The organism is Cryobacterium sp. TS_SC_7 (assembly GCF_056156285.1).
Genome location: NZ_CM149589.1, coordinates 1,293,200 through 1,310,156, shown reverse-complemented (window position 1 = coordinate 1,310,156; position 16,957 = coordinate 1,293,200). Strand labels below are relative to the sequence as shown.

Sequence of the window (16,957 nt, the reverse complement as noted above, 5' to 3'; positions counted from 1 at the left end):
TTCGGAAGGCACAACCGTGACCCAGATTGGTCAAGGCTCAACCGGTTCCACCGTCCTCCTTCCAACGGTGCAGAAGACCGTGACCCTGGCCTGGGCGGCGCTGACCGACACCGGTCACCGCAGGCAGATCAACGAAGACAGCCTCGTCTCGGAAATTCCCGTCTTCTCGGTCGCCGACGGGATGGGCGGGCACTCCGCCGGCGACGTCGCCAGCGCCGCCGTCGTCACCCGGCTGGCCGAACTCGCCGGCACGGACCACGTCGAGGCGCAGCAGATCAACGACGCGCTCAGCCGCTCGGTCGTGGACATGGCCTCTGGCGAGGGCGTGACCGACCTCGGCACCGGAACCACCGTCACGGGAGCGGCGCTGGCCGTCGTCTCCGGAGTGCCGCAGTGGATCGTTTTCAACATCGGCGATTCCCGGGTCTACCAGCTCACCTCAGGCGTGCTGGAGCAGATCACCACCGATCACTCCGTGGTCCAGGAGCTCGTCGACGCCGGCCGGATCACGCGGGACGAGGCCGATGTACACCCGCACGGCAACATCGTCACCCGTGCGGTCGGGTTCCACGAACCGCCGGTGCCCGATTACCGCATTCGCCCCCTGCAGGCCGGGATGCGGCTCCTGATCTGCTCCGACGGCCTGACCAAGGAACTCACGGCGTACGGCATCCGTCATTTCCTGATCTCCAACCCGCGAGCGGATGACGCGGCCAAAGCTCTCCTGGAGGCCGCGCTCGACAACGGCGGCCGCGACAACGTCACCGTGATCGTGCTGGACGTTCTCGCCGTCGGCGACGCCGTACCCCCAGAGTTGGGGTAGTTTCCCGCCACCCCAACGGCGGGCACGCTCCTGCACGTCGGCAGGCCCCTAAAATTAGGGGCGCCCGTCGAGTCACCCGGTCGACGTGCGCCTGTTCACACGTTTGACACGCATCGACGGTACCGGGAGGCGACATGGCACGGCGCTTACCCTCGACGCCGCCGAACCTGCCGGGATTCTCCTATCTGCGGCTGCTCGGGTCCGGCGGTTTCGCCGACGTGTTCCTGTACGAGCAGAACATGCCGAGGCGCCAGGTCGCCGTCAAGGTGCTCCTCGCCGAGATCGTCAACGACCACGTACGCCAGCTCTTCCAGGCCGAGGCGAACCTGATGGCGCAGCTCAGCTCGCACCCGTCGATCCTGACGGTCTTCCAGGCGAGCGTCTCCGCGGACGGGCGTCCGTACCTCGTGATGGAGTACTGTTCCTCGACCCTGAGCCAGCGCTATCGCGTGCAACCGCTGCCGGTTCCGGAGACCCTGCGAATCGGTGTGAAAATCGCCAGCGCCGTCGAGACCGCCCACCAGGCCGGCGTTCTGCACCGGGACCTGAAACCGTCCAACATCCTGGTGACCGCGTATGGGCACCCGGTGCTCTCCGACTTCGGGATCGCGGCCACCCTCGGCGAGGCCGAACGATCCGACGCCGTGGGACTCTCGATTCCGTGGTCTGCCCCTGAAGTCCTCCTCGGCGAGATCTCGGGATCGGTCGCCGCGGAGGTGTGGTCGCTCGGCGCCACGCTCTACTCGCTCCTGGCCGGACGTTCACCGTTCGAACTGCCCGGGATCGAGAACGGTTCCGCGGCGATGATGGCCCGGATCAACAAGGCCCGCATCCCGCCGCTGAACCGCGCCGACGTGCCGGACCGGCTGGAGGCGATCCTGACCAGGTCCATGTCCCGGCGGCCGGAACTGCGCCAGGGAAGTGTGCTGGAGCTCATCCGCGAGCTCCAATCGGTCGAGGCCGAACTCGGTCTCGCCCAGACGCCGCTCGAGGTGGCGCGAGACGGCTGGGCGATGGAGTCCGTCGACGATGAGGACGACCGCACCCGCATCACGGGTGTCAACTCCGTCGACGCGTACAGCGCCCCGCGTCGCCGCCGGAAGGCACCGGCCAGCAGCCGGGGCACCCGGTCGGCGACGTCCGGACGGGCCGGCACGGGCACTCCGGGCGTCACCGTGACCACCGCGCCGAGGGCGCGGCGGCGCCTGCTCACGGTCTGGGGGCTGGTGGCCGCCGCGGCCGTCATCCTGGGTCTGGCCGGTACGGCGGCGTCCGTGCTGGTACGCCAGACCGGCACCGAGATCCCCGGGGTCAGCGATCTGACCGGTGAGCTCCTCTCCGGAACGGTCAGGTTCACCTGGTCCGATCCCGGTGTGCGGGACGGCGACAACTACGTGGTGACCCTGCGCACCGGCGAGAGCAGCATCCAGCGCGGAACGGAATTCACGGTCGACCCGCAGGGCCGGGCGCGGGTCTGCGCGACCGTCGCCGTGAACCGGGACGGCAAGAGCGGGGAGCCCAGCGGCGAGAAGTGCGTGGACAGCGCACCCGCCGGTACGCAGACCGGGACTGGCGCCGATCAATGATCCGTCGCTGGCTCGCCACCCACCGGTCACTGTTCGCCACCACTCTCAGTGCAACCCTGGTGGTCGCCGTCGTCGCCACTCTGGCCGTGGTTTCGGGCGGCTACACCGCGCAACGGCTGGACCTCGGTGACGCGGCAGTCTGGGTGACGAACGAGGCCCGGCAGGTGGTCGGACGGGCGAATACGGCCGTGTTCGAACTCAACACGGTCGTCACCGCCGGCAGCGCCAGCCTCGACGTGGTGCAGCAGGGTGCCACCGTTCTGGTGCTGGACCGCGGCAACAGCGCCCTCGACATCCTTGACCCCGCCACCGCGGAGGTGGCCGACAGCGTGGCGCTGCCGCCGGAAGCCGCGTCGGTCATCCTGGCGGGCGACCGCGCGGTGATCACCGCGGACGGCGACGTCTGGAACGTGGCCGAGAACCAGCTGTCCGGATTCGACAGCACCGCTGAGCCGACGCTGGCCTTCGGCGCCGGCTCGGTGATCAGCATGGATGACGCCGGGGTGCTCTTCGCCTTCACACCCGCTACCGGCGAGCTCGCCCGGGTCGATCTCCTCACCAGCGACACCATCACCAGCACCGTCGTGGTGGCGGCGGGCGAACCGGATGACCGCTACCAGCTGACCAGCGTCGACGGCCGCTGGGCGCTGCTGAACGCGTCGACCCGGCGAGTCTTCCACGCCGAGGGCGAGGACGACCTGTCCGGGAGTATCCGAGCCGCCGACGATCCGATCCTGGCCGAGCCGAGCCTCACCGGCGACCGCGTCCTCGTCGCCCACCGGGAAGGGCTCGTCTCGGTTCCCGTCGCGGGCGGCCGGCTGAGCACGCTCGTCACCGGCCGGAACGGCGACGCCGCCGCCCCGGTGCTGGACGGTTCCTGCGCCCACGCGGCCTGGTCGGACGGCACCGTGTGGCGCGACTGCGGAGAGGATGCCGGCACCGCGGGCGGCGGAGCAGCATCCGTCGACGCCAACACGGCCACGCTGTCCGGGGTGGTGGGTGATGCCCGGCTCGCCTTCCGGCGGAACGGCTCCGGACTGGTGCTGAACGACGCCCGCAACGGCGCGTCCTGGGCGGTGCAGCAGGACAACGAACTGATCGACAACTGGGCCGACCTGGTCGACACGGAGGAGGATCAGCAGCAGGTCGAGCAGACCACGGACGACAGCACGCCCGAATACGAGAAGGCACAGGTGCCGCCGGTCGCCGTCGACGACGATTTCGGCGGCAGGCCGGGGCGCACGGTGACGCTGCCCGTGCTGCTCAACGACTTCGATCCCAACGGCGACGTGCTGGTGATCGAATCAGTCACCGACCTGCCCGCCGCGGACGGGCGGCTCGAGCTCGTGGCGGACACCCAGCAGGTGCAGCTGACCCTCGCACCGGAGGCATCCGGCAGCCTGGCCTTCGACTACACCATCAACGACGGGCGGGGCGGCAGCGCCTCCGCCACCGTCACCGTCACGGTGCGCGGCCCGGAGGAAAACTCCGCACCCGTGCAGGCGCGCGCGACGAACACCACCGTGCACGCCGGCGGGCGGGTCACCACCGCCGTGCTCGGCGACTGGATCGACCCGGACGGCGACCCGTTCTACCTGGCTGCCGCGACCACGCCGGAACCCGACCGGGTCAGCTTCACCCCTGCCGGATCCGTCGTCTACACGGACGGTGATTCCGGCGGCGGCGCGAAAACCGTCGGCCTGACCGTCTCCGACGGCCGGTTGTCCGGTTCGGGCACCCTCGCGGTCATGGTGCGCCCACGCGGGTCGGTGCCCATCGTCGCCGAGGCCTTCGTCGTGCTGGCGACCGCGGGCAGCGAGGTGACCGTCTCACCGCTCGAACACGTGCGCGGTGGGTCGGCGCCGCTGCGCCTGAGCAGTGTGCCGGCCAAACCCGAGGTCGATGTCGTCGCCGACTTCGACGCCGGAACGTTCCGGCTGCAGAGCAGCGTGGTGGGCGTTCACGAGATCGAGTACGCGGTGACGGATGGCGAACTCACCGCCACCGGACGCATCCGGGTCCAGGTGACGGCCGCGCCCGATGCGAACACCCCGCCGATCACGGTGCCGCACACCGCCTTCATCCGCGGCCAGCAGGCCACCCTGGTGGACGTTCTCGCCTCGGACTCCGACCCGGCCGGCGGAGTGCTGCTGGTGACCGGCACGACGGATGTCCCCGCCGACAGTGGGATGCGGATCGAGATCCTCGACCAGCGCATCCTGCGGGTGACCCTGACCAAACCGCTCGACGGCGGCACGGCAGTCTTCGGCTACCGGGTCAGCAACGGCCTGGCCGAAGCCGTCGGCACAGTGACCGTGATCGAGATCCCGCCGCCGGCGCAGAAACAGGCTCCCATCGCCGTGCCGGACACCATCTCCGTGCGGGTGGGCGACGCCATCGACATTCCCGTGCTCGCGAACGATGAGCACCCCGACGGGGACCCGTTGACCCTCGCCCCGGCGCTCGCGACCGAGCTCCCGTCCGGCGGCGGGCTGCTGTTCGTCTCGGGCAGCGTGCTGCGGTTCCTGGCGCCGGACACGGCCGGCAACGTCACCGCCGTCTACCGGGTGAACGCCCCGGACGGCCAGTTCGCCAACGCCGAAGTCAGCATCGCGGTGCGTGAGGCCGACCCGACCTCCAACAGCGCCCCCGTGCCGAAGACCGTGACCGCGCGCGTGCTCGCCGGCGACACCGTGAGCATCCCGATCCCGCTGTCCGGCATCGACCCCGACGGCGACTCCGTGCAATTGGTGGGCCAGGAGTCCAGCCCCGAGAAGGGCACCGTCTCGGTCACGGGAACCGACTCACTCTCCTACACGGCCGGGGAATACTCGGCCGGAACGGACACGTTCACCTACTCCGTAGTCGACGCGCTCGGGGCCAGGGCCGTAGGCACGGTCCGGGTCGGTATCAGCCCACGCCTCGACGGCGCCCGCAACCCGGTCGCCGCGCCGGACGAGGTCGTGGTGCGCCCCGGCAGCACCGTGGCCGTGCGCGTGCTCGGCAACGACTCCGATCCCGACGGCGGCACGCTGAGCATCACGGGCGTCGAGGGGAGCGGCGACTCCGGCACCGATGCGGGCAGCGCCGTCGTCGACGGCGACACCGTGGCCGTGACGGCACCGCCGACAGAGGGCCGCTACGGTTTCATCTACGCGATCCAGAACGAGCGCGGCGGCACGAGTTCGACCTTCCTCACCGTCGTGGTGCAGGAGGATGCGCCCCGCTCGCGACCGGACGCGCGCGACACCCACGTGGCTCTCTCCGACGTGCTCGAGGCGCGCACGGTCGACGTCGACGTGCTGGCCAACGTCTTCTTCGCCGAGGGCCCAGCCAGTGAACTGGATCTGACGGTGCCCGACCGCTTCGCACCGGTCGCCGAGATCACGCCCGCCCGGCGCATCCGCGTCACGGTGGGTGCTGCCAGCCAGATCATCCCGTTCGCGGTCGCCCACCCGGAAGACGCGAGCATCGTGTCCTACGCGTTCATCTGGGTTCCCGGGTCGGACGACGCCCTGCCCCAGGTGCGCCGGGGGGTACCCGCGCTCACCGTGCGGAGCGAGTCGCTGCTGACCATCGACATCAACGACTACGTGGTCGCGGTCGGCGGCAAGAAGGTGCGGCTCACCGACAAGAGCCTCGTGCAGGCCACCCATTCCGATGGTGCGGCTCTGGTCGGCAGTGACACCAGCCTCGCCTTCACGAGCGCCGACAAGTACTTCGGTCCGGCCTCCATCTCCTTCGAGGTGACCGACGGGTCAGGGGCGGCGGATGCCTCCGGCCGCACGGCCACCATCGTGCTGCCCATCCTCGTCACGCCCCGTGAGAACCAGCCTCCGGCGTTCGGCGGCGCCGTGCTCGACGTCGAGCCGGGCCAGGAGAAGGTCATCGACCTCACCAAGCTCACCAGCTACCCGTATCCGAAGGACCAGGCCGAGCTGGCGTACACCGTGCTCGACCCGCGCCCGGTCGGTTTCAGCTACACGCTGGTCGGCCAGACGCTCACGCTGCGTGCCGCGGAATCCACTGCGAAGGGTGCGCGGAGCTCCATCACGATCGGTGTGCGGGACGACCTCAACGACGGTCGCGCCGGCCGGATCGACCTCGGCGTGGTCGCCTCCACCCGGCCCGTCGCGATCCCGCAGGCGGATGCCGCCGTCGCCCCGCGCGGGCGCACGACCGTCGTCGAGGTGCTCGCGAACGACGGCGCAACCAACCCCTTCCCGGCGGTGCCGCTCCGCGTGCTCGCCGTGCGAGGGCTGGACGGCGGCCGCGTCCCGGACGGGGTCAGCGTCACGCCCAGCGCCGACAACAGCAAGCTGACGGTCACGGTGTCGGCGGACGCCGCTGCGACCGACCTGAACCTGCAATACCAGGTGGCCGACGCGACCAACGACCCGAGCCGCTACGCCTGGGGCACGGTGCGCGTGTCGGTTCAGGACAAGCCGGACCCGGTGTCCAGCCTGCGCGTCACAGGCTTCGCGGACCGCACCCTCTCGGTCTCGTTCAACGCCGGCGCCTTCAACAACTCGGCCATCACGGGCTTCGAGATCACACTGCGGGATGCCGCGTCGGGTGCCGTGGTCGGCACCTCCCTCTGCCAGGCCACGGCCTGCGAGGTGGCGACGCCCGGCAACGGTCAGAACAACGCGCTCCGGCTCTCCGTCGCCGCCCGGAACACGATCGGCCTGTCGACGCCGACCGTTCTCGGCGATCGGGTCTGGTCCGATTCGATCCCGTCCGCACCCACGGGACTGGTGGCCGAGCCGCTCGACGGCGGGCTGCGCCTGCGCTGGAACACCGTCGCTCCGGCCGGCGGCGGAACCGCGATGCGCGGCTACGTCGTCACCGCGAACGGCGTCGCGGCGCCGGAGGTCAGCGCCACCGGACCGGACTGCGGCGCGGCATCCTGCACCGTCGACGTGATGGGCCTGGCCAACGGAGTGAACACACCCTTCACCGTCAGCGCCCGCAACGACGCTTACCCAGCCCTAGCCGGCTGGAAGAGCGCGTCCGGCAGCGCGACGCCGTTCGGGCCGGCCCGCGCCGGCGGGATAGCAGCCACCGCTGCGGACGCCGCCGGGGCCGTGACCGTGTCCTTCGACCCGTTCGATGGCCGGGGCGCCGTGATCGGCGGCTATTTCGTGCAACAGCTGAACGCCGACCGGGTTCCGACGGGTGCGCAGGCCTGCACCGTATCCGCGTCGGGGGCGGTGCAGGCACCGAGCCAGGGCGGCATCGTTGCCAGGCAGCAGACTCTCGGCGGCGAGGCGAGCAGCGTCGTGTTTGACGACCTGCTCACCGACAACGGACGGTACTACTTCGTGGTCTGGGGGTACAACGCGGCCGGCTGCGCGTCGACAGCCGTGACGAGCGTGCTCGTTCGTCCGGCTCCGGGGCCCGTCACCGACGTGGCGAGCACGATGGCGCCGCGTGGAGAAGCCTGGGATCTGCGTGTCGACGGGATCAGCCCGTCCGCGGGCATCCGTGACTATCGACTGCGCGCGGTGGATGCCTCCGGCGCTCCCGTCCCGGGTTCCGACAAGACCTTCGGCGGGACCGGCTGGCCGCGTGAACTGCTCGGACTCCCCTTCGGCGAGGTCGTGCGCTACCAGGTCTCCGCCTGCACCGACTGGGGCTCCTGCGGGCCGTGGTCCGGCACGCTCACGGCGCCGGAGGCATCCGTCAGCTTCACCGTGACCGGGCTCGGCTACAACCCGGCGACCGGCGTGATCAGCTGGACCAACGGGCCGGACAACAACGACTTCCCCGCCGACTACCGGTGCTCGGTGCCTGGTGACGCGTCGGTGGCCCCGCGCGCCGCCGACTCCCCGAACACCTGCAGTTTCGCCACTGACGGTGCTCCACCGCCCGCCGGATCGGTGAGACTCACGGTGACCGTGAATAATCAGAGCTATACCTACGCACCATGAAACCCACGAAAGTGATCACCCCATGACGATGACCGCGGAGCAGGCGGCCCAGTTCGCCGACGTTTTCGACCGACTGGTGACCGGGGTCGAGCAGGTTCTGCTCGGCAAACACCACGTCATCCGGATGTCGTTCACCGCGCTCCTCAGCGGCGGGCACCTGCTGCTCGAAGACGTGCCCGGCACCGGCAAGACATCGCTTGCCCGCGCCATCGCCCAGAGCGTGCGGGGAACCAGCAACCGGGTGCAGTTCACCCCCGACCTGCTGCCCGGGGACATCACCGGGGTCAGCATCTACGACCAGCGGAGCGGGGCGTTCGAGTTCCACCGCGGTCCGATCTTCGCGAACATCGTGCTCGCCGACGAGATCAACCGGGCCAGTCCGAAGACGCAGGCCGCGCTGCTCGAGGTGATGGAGGAGGGCCAGATCACCGCCGACGGCGTCACCCACCCGGTTGCGGCCCCGTTCATGGTGATCGCCACGCAGAACCCGATCGAACAGGCCGGCACCTACCGACTGCCCGAAGCCCAGCTCGACCGCTTCATCATGAAGGCCTCGATCGGCTACCCGGACCACGCCTCGACGGTGCGGATCCTCGAGGGCGCCGGGCACCGCGCCCACGAGATCACGCTGCCGCCGGTGGTCTCCGCACAGACCGTCGTCGAACTCGCCGCCCTCGCCCGGACGGTGTTCGTGGACGCCACCATCAACGACTACGTGGCACGGCTGATCGACGGCACCCGCACGAGCTCCGAGGTGCGGTTGGGGGTGAGCGTGCGGGGGGCGCTGGCCCTGATCCGCACGGCGAAGACCCTCGCCGCCGCCAACGGTCGTCACTACGTCGTGCCCGATGACATCAAGGAACTCGCCGACGCGGTGCTCGCGCACCGGCTCGTGCTCGACCCCGAGGCCGAGTTCGACGGCGTCACCGCGTCCAGCGTGATCGCCCGAGTGCTGATGGAGACGCCGCCGCCCAGCGACAGGCAGGCTGCGTGACCCAGCGCACGCTGGGGACGGTGGGACCGCCGCTGCCGGCCGCGGCACCCGCGCTGCCGGCCGCGGTCGCTGCGCCGGGGCCGGACGCCGGCGACGGCCGCCTGGCCGACCTCATCGCACGAATCGTGCGGGCCGGCAGCACGGCCGCCGCGGTGCTCGCCCGGGCGCTGGGAGCACTCTCGTCCGTGGTCACCCCGCTCGGTTGGGCCAGCCTGGTCGTCGTCTGCACCGCATTCCTGTTCGGGTATGCGCTCGGCTGGACCGAGCTCGTCGTGATCGGCTGGACCGGACTCGTGCTGATCGTCGCGGCATCCACTTTCCTGATCGGACGGAACGCGTTCGACATCCACCTGCTCCTGCCCGTGGACCGCGTCGTGGTGGGGGAGCGGGTCCCCGGCCAGGTGACCGTCTCGAACCCGACCCGTCGACGGCTGCCGGGGGTGAGCGTCGAGGTGCCCGTCGGGGCAGGGATGGCCGAGTTCTCGGTGCCGAGCCTCGCTCGCGGCGGCAGCTTCGAGGACGTCTTCATCGTGCCGACGCGCAAGCGCGGAGTCATCCCGATCGGTCCGGTGCGAACGGCCCGCGCCGACCCGATCGGCTTGCTGCGCCGGGAAGTCGTCTGGGCCGAGCGGGTGGAACTGTTCGTGCACCCGCGGACAGTGTCGATTCCGAGCATGAGCACCGGTTTCATCCGCGACCTCGAGGGCAATCCCACGCGCGACCTGACGAACAGCGACGTGTCCTTCCACGCCCTGCGCGAGTACGTCCCCGGTGACGAACGGCGCACCATCCACTGGAAGAGCACGGCGAAGACCGGCCGGTACATGGTGCGCCAATTCGAGGAATCCCGGCGCAGCCACCTCATGGTCGCGCTCAGCCTGGCCGAATCCGACTACGCCGGCGAGGAGGAGTTCGAGATGGCCGTCAGCGTCGCCGGGAGCCTGGGCGTGCGGGCCATCCGTGATGCCCGCACGGTCTCCGTGGTCGTCAGCGTGGCGCCGCCGGAATCCACGCGGCGACGGATGCCGGCCCTCCGGCCGCTCAGCACCCTCACCCGCACCCGGCTGCTCGACGATCTCAGCGGCGTGGATCGCTTGGGTGCCGCCCTGCCGGTCAGCGAGCTGGCCAAGGCCGCCGCGGACACGGTGGCCGGTATCTCGGTCGCCTTCCTCGTCTGCGGGTCGGCCACCACCCTCTCCCAGCTGCGCACAGCCGCCGGCCGCTTCCCCACCGGGGTCGACGTCGTCGCCGTGGTCTGTGATCCGGAGACCGTTCCCAGCTTCCGCCGGGTGGCCGAGCTGAGCGTGCTCACCATCGGCTATCTCGAGGACCTGCAGCAGAGCCTCAGCCGAACGAAGGCGGTATGAGCGGGAGGGGCCGGCGCGGAACCGGGGTGCGCCGCGACGGACTGACGGCCCGCGGCATCCGTCTGGACTGGCGTTTCATCGTCGGGAACACGATCGGGCTGTTCCTGGCGACCCTCACGGCCAGCGCGTCGTTCTGGCCGGTCTATCAGAGCCGCGAGTTCGTCGTCCTGGTCGGCGTGACTTTCGTACTGGGTTCGATCATCGCCATTCTGGGGGCGCTCTTCCGCTGGGCGGCGTGGCTGGTGGGGCTGGCGACCGTGGGCGTCTACCTGCTCGCCGGGGTGCCGCTGGCGGTGCCCGGGCAAGCGGTGCGCGGCGTTCTGCCCTCCCTGAGCGGCTTGCTCGACCTGGTCGTCGCGACGGCGCTCGGCTGGAAGCAGCTGGTGACCATCGTGCTGCCGGTCGGTTCCTATCAGGCGCTGCTCGTGCCGGCTTTCATCCTGGTGCTGCTCAGCACCGTGGTCGGGCTTTCGGTGGCCCTCCGCACCCGCGTCGGCGAGTTCGGAACCCTGGCCCCGGCGGCCCTGTTCGTGGCCGGGATCATCCTGGGGCCGACGGTCGAGCATGCCCCGATCGGAACCGGCCTCGGGCTCTTCGTCGTGCTCCTGTTCTGGCTGCTCTGGTTCCGCTGGATGCGCCGTCGCTCGGTGCTGAGAGTCTCGTTGCAGCAGTCCCGCCGCACCACCGCTTCGTCGTCCGACCGGCACGTCGCGGCCGCCCGCGGGCTGGTCAGCGCCGCCGTCATCGTTGCGATCGCCGTCGCCGCCGGCACCGGCGCCGCACTCCTGCTGCCGGCCGACGTGCCGCGGGACGTTCTGCGCGCCCGGGTGCAGCAACCGTTCGACCCCCGGGACTACCCGAGCCCGCTGAGCGAATTCCGCGGCTACCTGCAGGCCGGGCAGGCGGACGCCGTGATGCTCGAGGTGGCCGGGTTGCCGAGCGGCGGCCGGTTGCGCCTGGCCACCCTCGACAGCTACGACGGGATCGTCTACTCCGTGGGCAGCGACCAGGTCAGCAGCGCCTCCGGCTCCTTCACCCGGCTGCCGGACCGTCTGGACCAGTCCGCCGTCGACGGCGACGAGACCCGGCTGACGGTGACGATCGCCGACTACACCGGTGTCTGGGTGCCCGGCACGGGCCAACTCGAACGGATCACCTTCACCGGGCCGACCCGGACTTCGCGGTCCGATTCCTTCTTCTACAACGACAACAGCGGCACTGCTGCGGTGCTCACGGGCCTGGTCCGGGGCGACAGCTACCAGACCTCGGCCGTCGTGCCGAGGGCGCCCGGCACCCTGGCCGACCTGCGGCCCGGTACCGCCGTGCTGCCCGAGCCTCCGGTCCTGCCGGACGAACTCGAACAGGCGCTCGCCCGCTACGTTCGCGCCGGTGACGCGCCCGGGGTGCAGCTGCAGGCCATCCTCGACGGGCTGGCGACGGATGGCTACATCAGCCACGGCATCCTGCCGGACGAGCCCGTGAGCCGGTCGGGCCACGGCGCCGACCGGATCAGTGAACTGTTCACCGACCAGCCCATGCTCGGTGACGCCGAGCAGTACGCCGTGGCGGCGGCTCTGATGGCCCGCCGGATCGGCTTTCCGGCGCGGGTCGTCGTCGGATTCGTCCCACAGCCAGCGGCGGAGTCGGCTGAGTCGGCAGGGTCTGCAGGGTCGGCGCCCGGTGCCGCCACCGTCTCGGTCGTCGGATCCGATGTGTCGGCCTGGGTCGAGGTGCAGTCCGCCGACGGCTGGGCCACGATCGATCCGAATCCGCCCGTGCGCGAGATCCCGGCCCGGGCGCCCGACGATCCGACCGTCGTCTCCCGGCCGCAGACCGTCGTGCCGCCGGCCCTTCCCGATCCGCCGGAAATCCGCGATCTCGCACCGCCGGAAAGCACCAGCGACGATCCGCCCGCACCGCCGAACCCGCTGCTGGCCTTCCTGCTTGCCGCCGCCGCGGTGGCCGGGTGGACCCTCCTCGGCCTCGGCATCGTGCTCTCACCCTTCCTGCTGATCATCGCGGCCAAGGCGCGGCGTCGGCGTCGGCGTCGCAACCGTGCCGCGCCGCTCGACCGGATCCGGGGCGGCTGGCGCGAATTCTCCGACGCTGCGCTCGACTACGGCATCGACGTTCCGGTGGGAGCCACCCGCACCGAACTGGCGATGCTGGTATCCGGGGCGCGACCGCGCACGGTCGCGACGGCGGTGGACCGGGCCGTGTTCTCGCCGGAACGGCCGGGCAACGCGGACGCCGAGGAGGTGTGGAACGCGGTCACCGAACTGCGCCGCTCGCTGGGCGCGGGGAAGAAGCGTTCGGTGCGGCTGCGGGCGCTCGTGTCGTTGCGCTCGCTGGGTCGGTACGCTGGAAGGGCATCCGTTCGTCGGACGCTGCCACCGGGGAGCCGCCCGGGCCAGGGAGGAGTGCGCACGTGAATTGCCTGATCTGCGGGGCACAGCTTCCCACCGGCGCCATGTTCTGCGGCGAATGCGGCAGTTCGAGCACGGCAACGCCGCAAACCAGGAAACGGCCGGATCCCCGTCCGAGCGACACCACGGTGATCCAGCCTCTGCCCCGCCAGCGCGTGGTCATCTCGGTGCCGATCGGGGAGGACTGGCAGACCGAAATCGTGCCGGCGTCACCGCGGGTGCAGGATCCGGCTCCGGCTCCAACCCCGGTTCCAACCCCGGTTCCAACCCCGGTTCCAACCCCGGCTCCAACCCCGGCTCCAACCCCGGCTCCAACCCCGGCTCCCGTGCCCGTCGCAGTGCCCGTGCAGCCGACCGCCTCGCTCTTCGTGCTCCAGTTCAGCACGGGGGAGACGGTGTCCGCCCACGGCACGGGGCTGATCGGCCGCCGGCCGCTGCCCCAACCGGCCGAACACGTCGACATCCTGGTGCAGATCAACGACCTGGGCCGTTCCGTGTCGAAGAGCCACCTCGAATTCGGTCAGCACGACGGCGAGTTCTGGGTCAGTGACCGATTCTCGGGAAACGGCACCATCATCCGTCGCCCGGATGCCGCGTCCGTGCGCTGCGAACCGGGACGGCGTTACCTCGTGCCGCGCGGTTCCCGCGTCGAGATCGCGGATCAGTTCTTCATCCTGAACTGAAACGGGGCCTCACGGCCTCGGCCGGATTGCGACCCGCACTCGCGGTTTCGCCACCGGTCCCTCCCCAGCGCGGCCCGGTGCCGACCCCGCACGGATGCGCGTCGGCACCGTTCGAGCGCCTCCCTGACGTGCTCTGCTGGTGCGGTGATCCGAGCCGACGTCCCGCTGACCCTTCCCGCTCGCCCCGCCGACTCGCCGCGGCCGGGGTTCCCGCTGGTCGCCAGTCTCGCGCCGCTGGCCGCGGCCGGGGTGATCTGGTTGATCACCGGTTCGGCATTCGTGCTGATCTTCGCGGTTCTCGGCCCGGTCATCGCCGTGGCCGGCATGGTGGACGCCCGCCGCACCGGCCGCCGCGCCCGGCGCGCTGCCGCAGCCGACGAGGAGCGCGCCCTGGTGGCTCTGCGGGCGGAGGTGTCTCTGCGCCACGAGCAACTGCGCCGCCTGCGACGGCAACGCACTCCGTCGGCCAACGACATCGTGGCGGCCCCGCACTCGGCCCTGCGGTGGGCCTCCTCGGGTTCGACCAGCGGGGCGGGCGCCGGCACCGAGGTGAGCCTGGGATTCGGAGCGGTGCCCAGCGGGTTGCGGCTCGACGGCGGTTCCGGTCCCGACGACCACCGCGCCCTGCGCGACTGGGCGGCCACGCTCACCGACGCTCCCATTGGCGCGGATGTCGGCGGCGGCATCGGCATCGTGGGGCCGCTTCCGCTCGGGCGGGCTCTGGCCCGGGGACTGCTCGTGCAGCTGGCGTGCGCTCTTCCGCCCGACCAGGTCGCCATCCGCGTGCCCGACAGCGGCTGGGCCTGGGTTGCGGCTCTGCCGCACGACGCGGGGCAGCCTTCGGCCCGCCGGGTCGTGGTCTGTGAAGCCCCGGCGACCGGGCAGGCCCTCGGCACGGCCGGGGGACCGGGGGGAACCGGGACGACGCTGGTCGTTGCCCTCGCCCGCGCAGTCGACGAACTCCCCTGGGGCTGCGACACCATCGTGCGCGTGCAGGGGCCGTCCCGGGCCGAGGTCATGCGTTCCGCCGAACATGCCTGGGGCACCGCCTTCCGACCCGAGCTGATCACCGCGGTGCAGGCGCTGCGAGTCGCCGACGAACTGACCGCGCGGGCGGGGGCGGCCGGACTGGTGCGGGGCCGGCGCTCGATCCCCGCATCCGTTCGCCTGGGAGAGCTGTCGGGACACCTGCTCGACGCTCATCCCCGGCACCGACGTTCCGCAGCGCTGAGCCTGAATTGCGTGATCGGTGTCGGCGAGCAGGGAGAGGTCTCGCTGGACCTGGTGGCCGCCGGGCCGCACGCGGTGGTCGGCGGAACGACCGGCAGCGGCAAGAGCGAGCTGCTCGTGACGTGGGTGGCGGCGATGGCCGCGGTTGCCGGACCCGCCGAGGTGACGTTCCTGTTGGTCGATTTCAAGGGCGGCGCCGCGTTCGCCCCGCTCCGAGCCCTGCCGCACTGTGTGGGACTGATCACCGATCTGGACGGGCACCAGGCGAACCGGGCGCTGGCCAGCCTGGCTGCCGAGCTCACCTATCGGGAGCGCGTACTACGGCGTGCCGGCGTGCGCGACATCGTCGACCTGGCGGCGCAGAACACGCAACAGGCTCTGCCCCGGCTCGTCATCGTGATCGACGAGTTCGCCACCATGCTCACGACTTTTCCCGACCTGCACGCCCTGTTCGTCGACGTGGCCGCGCGCGGCCGATCCCTGGGGGTGCATCTCATCCTCTGCACGCAGCGGCCCACGGGCGTCGTGCGCGACGCGCTGCTCGCCAACTGCACCCTGCGGTTGTCGCTGCGAGTGAACAACCGCGCGGACAGTGTCGCCGTGCTGGGCACGGATGCCGCGGCGGCCCTGTCCGCGGAGGAGCCCGGACGGTGCCTGATCGCCGTGGCGTCGTCGGGGCCGGAGCTCTGCCAGGTGGCCACGACCTCGGCACCCGACATCCGGGCTGTGGCCGAACGGCACGGCAGTGCGCCGGTCCTCCGGCGCCCGTGGCTCGACCCGCTGCCCGCCGCCGTCCGCCGGGGCACGCTGCTCGCCCTGGTGGAGTCCGGCGCAGCGGTCGACGAGGCTGCCCCCGGCTGTCTGCTCGGGCTGCTCGACGAACCGGAGTCGCAGCGCTACCGGGTGGCCCGCTACGACCCTGCAACCGACGAAAGCCTGCTCGTGATCGGTGGCGGGCGGTCGGGCAAGAGTACGGCCCTGGCCTCGATCGCGGCCCAGTTCGCACCCGCCGGGCCGGTCGACCGGCCTGGCGGGGATATCGAAACCGTCTGGGATGCCCTCGTCGAGGCGCGCCGTCGCCTCGAGGCCGGGGAGCGTGCGGCCTCCCGGCTGCTGGTGCTCGACGACTTCGATTCCGTGCACGCACGCTGGGACCAGGAGTACCGCCCGGCGGCCCTCGAACTGCTGGCCGGGCTGCTTCGGGACGGGGCGGAGGGTGGCCTGCGCATCATCATCGCCGCGCAGCGCCTCACGGGCTCCCTGCAGGCGCTGCCGGCGCTGTGCCGCAGCCGCCTGATCCTGCGCCTGCCCGATGTGCCCGAGCACGTCGCGGCCGGGGGCGTTGCCGCGCTGTTCGATACGGGTCTTCCGCCGGGCGGCGGCAGCTGGCAGGGCCACCGCATTCAGCTCCTGCAACCGGACGCGTTGGGTTCCACGCCCGACGACCCGGTCCGTGTGAGCCCCGCGGTCCACCCGGATCCCGTGACACCGGCCGGGAGGCCGGGTCGCACGCTGCTCGTCGTTGCGGGTGCCCCGGCCCGCGCGGCCGCGTCGTTCGGGGCGGTGCCCGGAACACGGGTCGTCGACCTGGCCTCGGCGTCCCCGGCAGCGGTGGCGGAGGCACGGCGCACGGCGGAGGCAGAGCCGGCCGGTCCCGGATCGCTCCGACTGACCGAGGCGGAAACGGGCACCGTCTTCGTCGGCGACGTGGACGCCTGGCAGGCACAGTGGTCGTTGCTGAGCATCCTGCGCCGGAGCGCCGACCTCGTGTTCGACGGGTGCAGCCTCGCCGACTACCGTGCGATCAGTCGCCGACGGGACCTGCCGCCGCCGCTGGCACCGGGCCGCGACCGGGTCTGGGTGCTGCAGCCCGACGGAACCGTGCGGCGGGCCGCGCTGCGGCCGCGGCTGTGAT

At 71.4% G+C, this 16,957-nt stretch carries 8 protein-coding genes; all 8 read left to right on the top strand.

The features are described from left to right. The first annotated feature begins 16 nt into the window (after positions 1-16). The 8 genes from AC0J5J_RS06080 to AC0J5J_RS06045 all read left to right on the top strand — a co-directional run bounded on the left by AC0J5J_RS06080 (position 17) and on the right by AC0J5J_RS06045 (position 16,956). Complete coding sequence (locus AC0J5J_RS06080; RefSeq protein WP_134425784.1) at positions 17-823, top strand: PP2C family protein-serine/threonine phosphatase; 807 nt, start codon at positions 17-19, stop codon at positions 821-823. A 134-nt stretch (positions 824-957) separates the two neighbouring features. After that, on the top strand, positions 958-2,409 hold the full coding sequence (locus AC0J5J_RS06075) for a serine/threonine-protein kinase (protein WP_474899969.1): 1,452 nt from the start codon (positions 958-960) through the stop codon (positions 2,407-2,409). Then, positions 2,406-8,342: an Ig-like domain-containing protein gene (locus AC0J5J_RS06070; protein WP_474899968.1), complete on the top strand. Its 5,937-nt coding sequence runs from the start codon at positions 2,406-2,408 to the stop codon at positions 8,340-8,342. The genes AC0J5J_RS06075 and AC0J5J_RS06070 overlap by 4 nt, the downstream gene beginning before the upstream one ends. A 22-nt stretch (positions 8,343-8,364) precedes the next feature. Next, entirely contained in the window at positions 8,365-9,336 is a 972-nt protein-coding gene (locus AC0J5J_RS06065) for an AAA family ATPase (RefSeq protein ID WP_134425781.1), read from the top strand. After that, positions 9,333-10,703: a DUF58 domain-containing protein gene (locus AC0J5J_RS06060; protein WP_474899967.1), complete on the top strand. Its 1,371-nt coding sequence runs from the start codon at positions 9,333-9,335 to the stop codon at positions 10,701-10,703. Before AC0J5J_RS06065 ends, AC0J5J_RS06060 begins: the two co-directional genes overlap by 4 nt. Next, the gene (locus tag AC0J5J_RS06055) at positions 10,700-13,135 is read left to right on the top strand and encodes a transglutaminase TgpA family protein (protein ID WP_474899966.1); all 2,436 of its coding nucleotides are present in this window, start codon (positions 10,700-10,702) and stop codon (positions 13,133-13,135) included. Before AC0J5J_RS06060 ends, AC0J5J_RS06055 begins: the two co-directional genes overlap by 4 nt. 320 nt (positions 13,136-13,455) lie before the next feature. Beyond that, complete coding sequence (locus tag AC0J5J_RS06050) at positions 13,456-13,812, top strand: FHA domain-containing protein (RefSeq protein WP_474899965.1); 357 nt, start codon at positions 13,456-13,458, stop codon at positions 13,810-13,812. A gap of 144 nt (positions 13,813-13,956) precedes the next feature. Continuing rightward, positions 13,957-16,956: an FtsK/SpoIIIE domain-containing protein gene (locus AC0J5J_RS06045; RefSeq protein ID WP_474899964.1), complete on the top strand. Its 3,000-nt coding sequence runs from the start codon at positions 13,957-13,959 to the stop codon at positions 16,954-16,956. Position 16,957: the final 1 nt, after the last annotated feature.

Coding starts and splice junctions, on each gene's coding strand:
- AC0J5J_RS06075 (WP_474899969.1), top strand. CDS start 958: ATGGCACGGCGCTTACCCTCGACGCCGCCGAACCTGCCGGGATTCTCC.
- AC0J5J_RS06070 (WP_474899968.1), top strand. CDS start 2,406: ATGATCCGTCGCTGGCTCGCCACCCACCGGTCACTGTTCGCCACCACT.
- AC0J5J_RS06065 (WP_134425781.1), top strand. CDS start 8,365: ATGACGATGACCGCGGAGCAGGCGGCCCAGTTCGCCGACGTTTTCGAC.
- AC0J5J_RS06055 (WP_474899966.1), top strand. CDS start 10,700: ATGAGCGGGAGGGGCCGGCGCGGAACCGGGGTGCGCCGCGACGGACTG.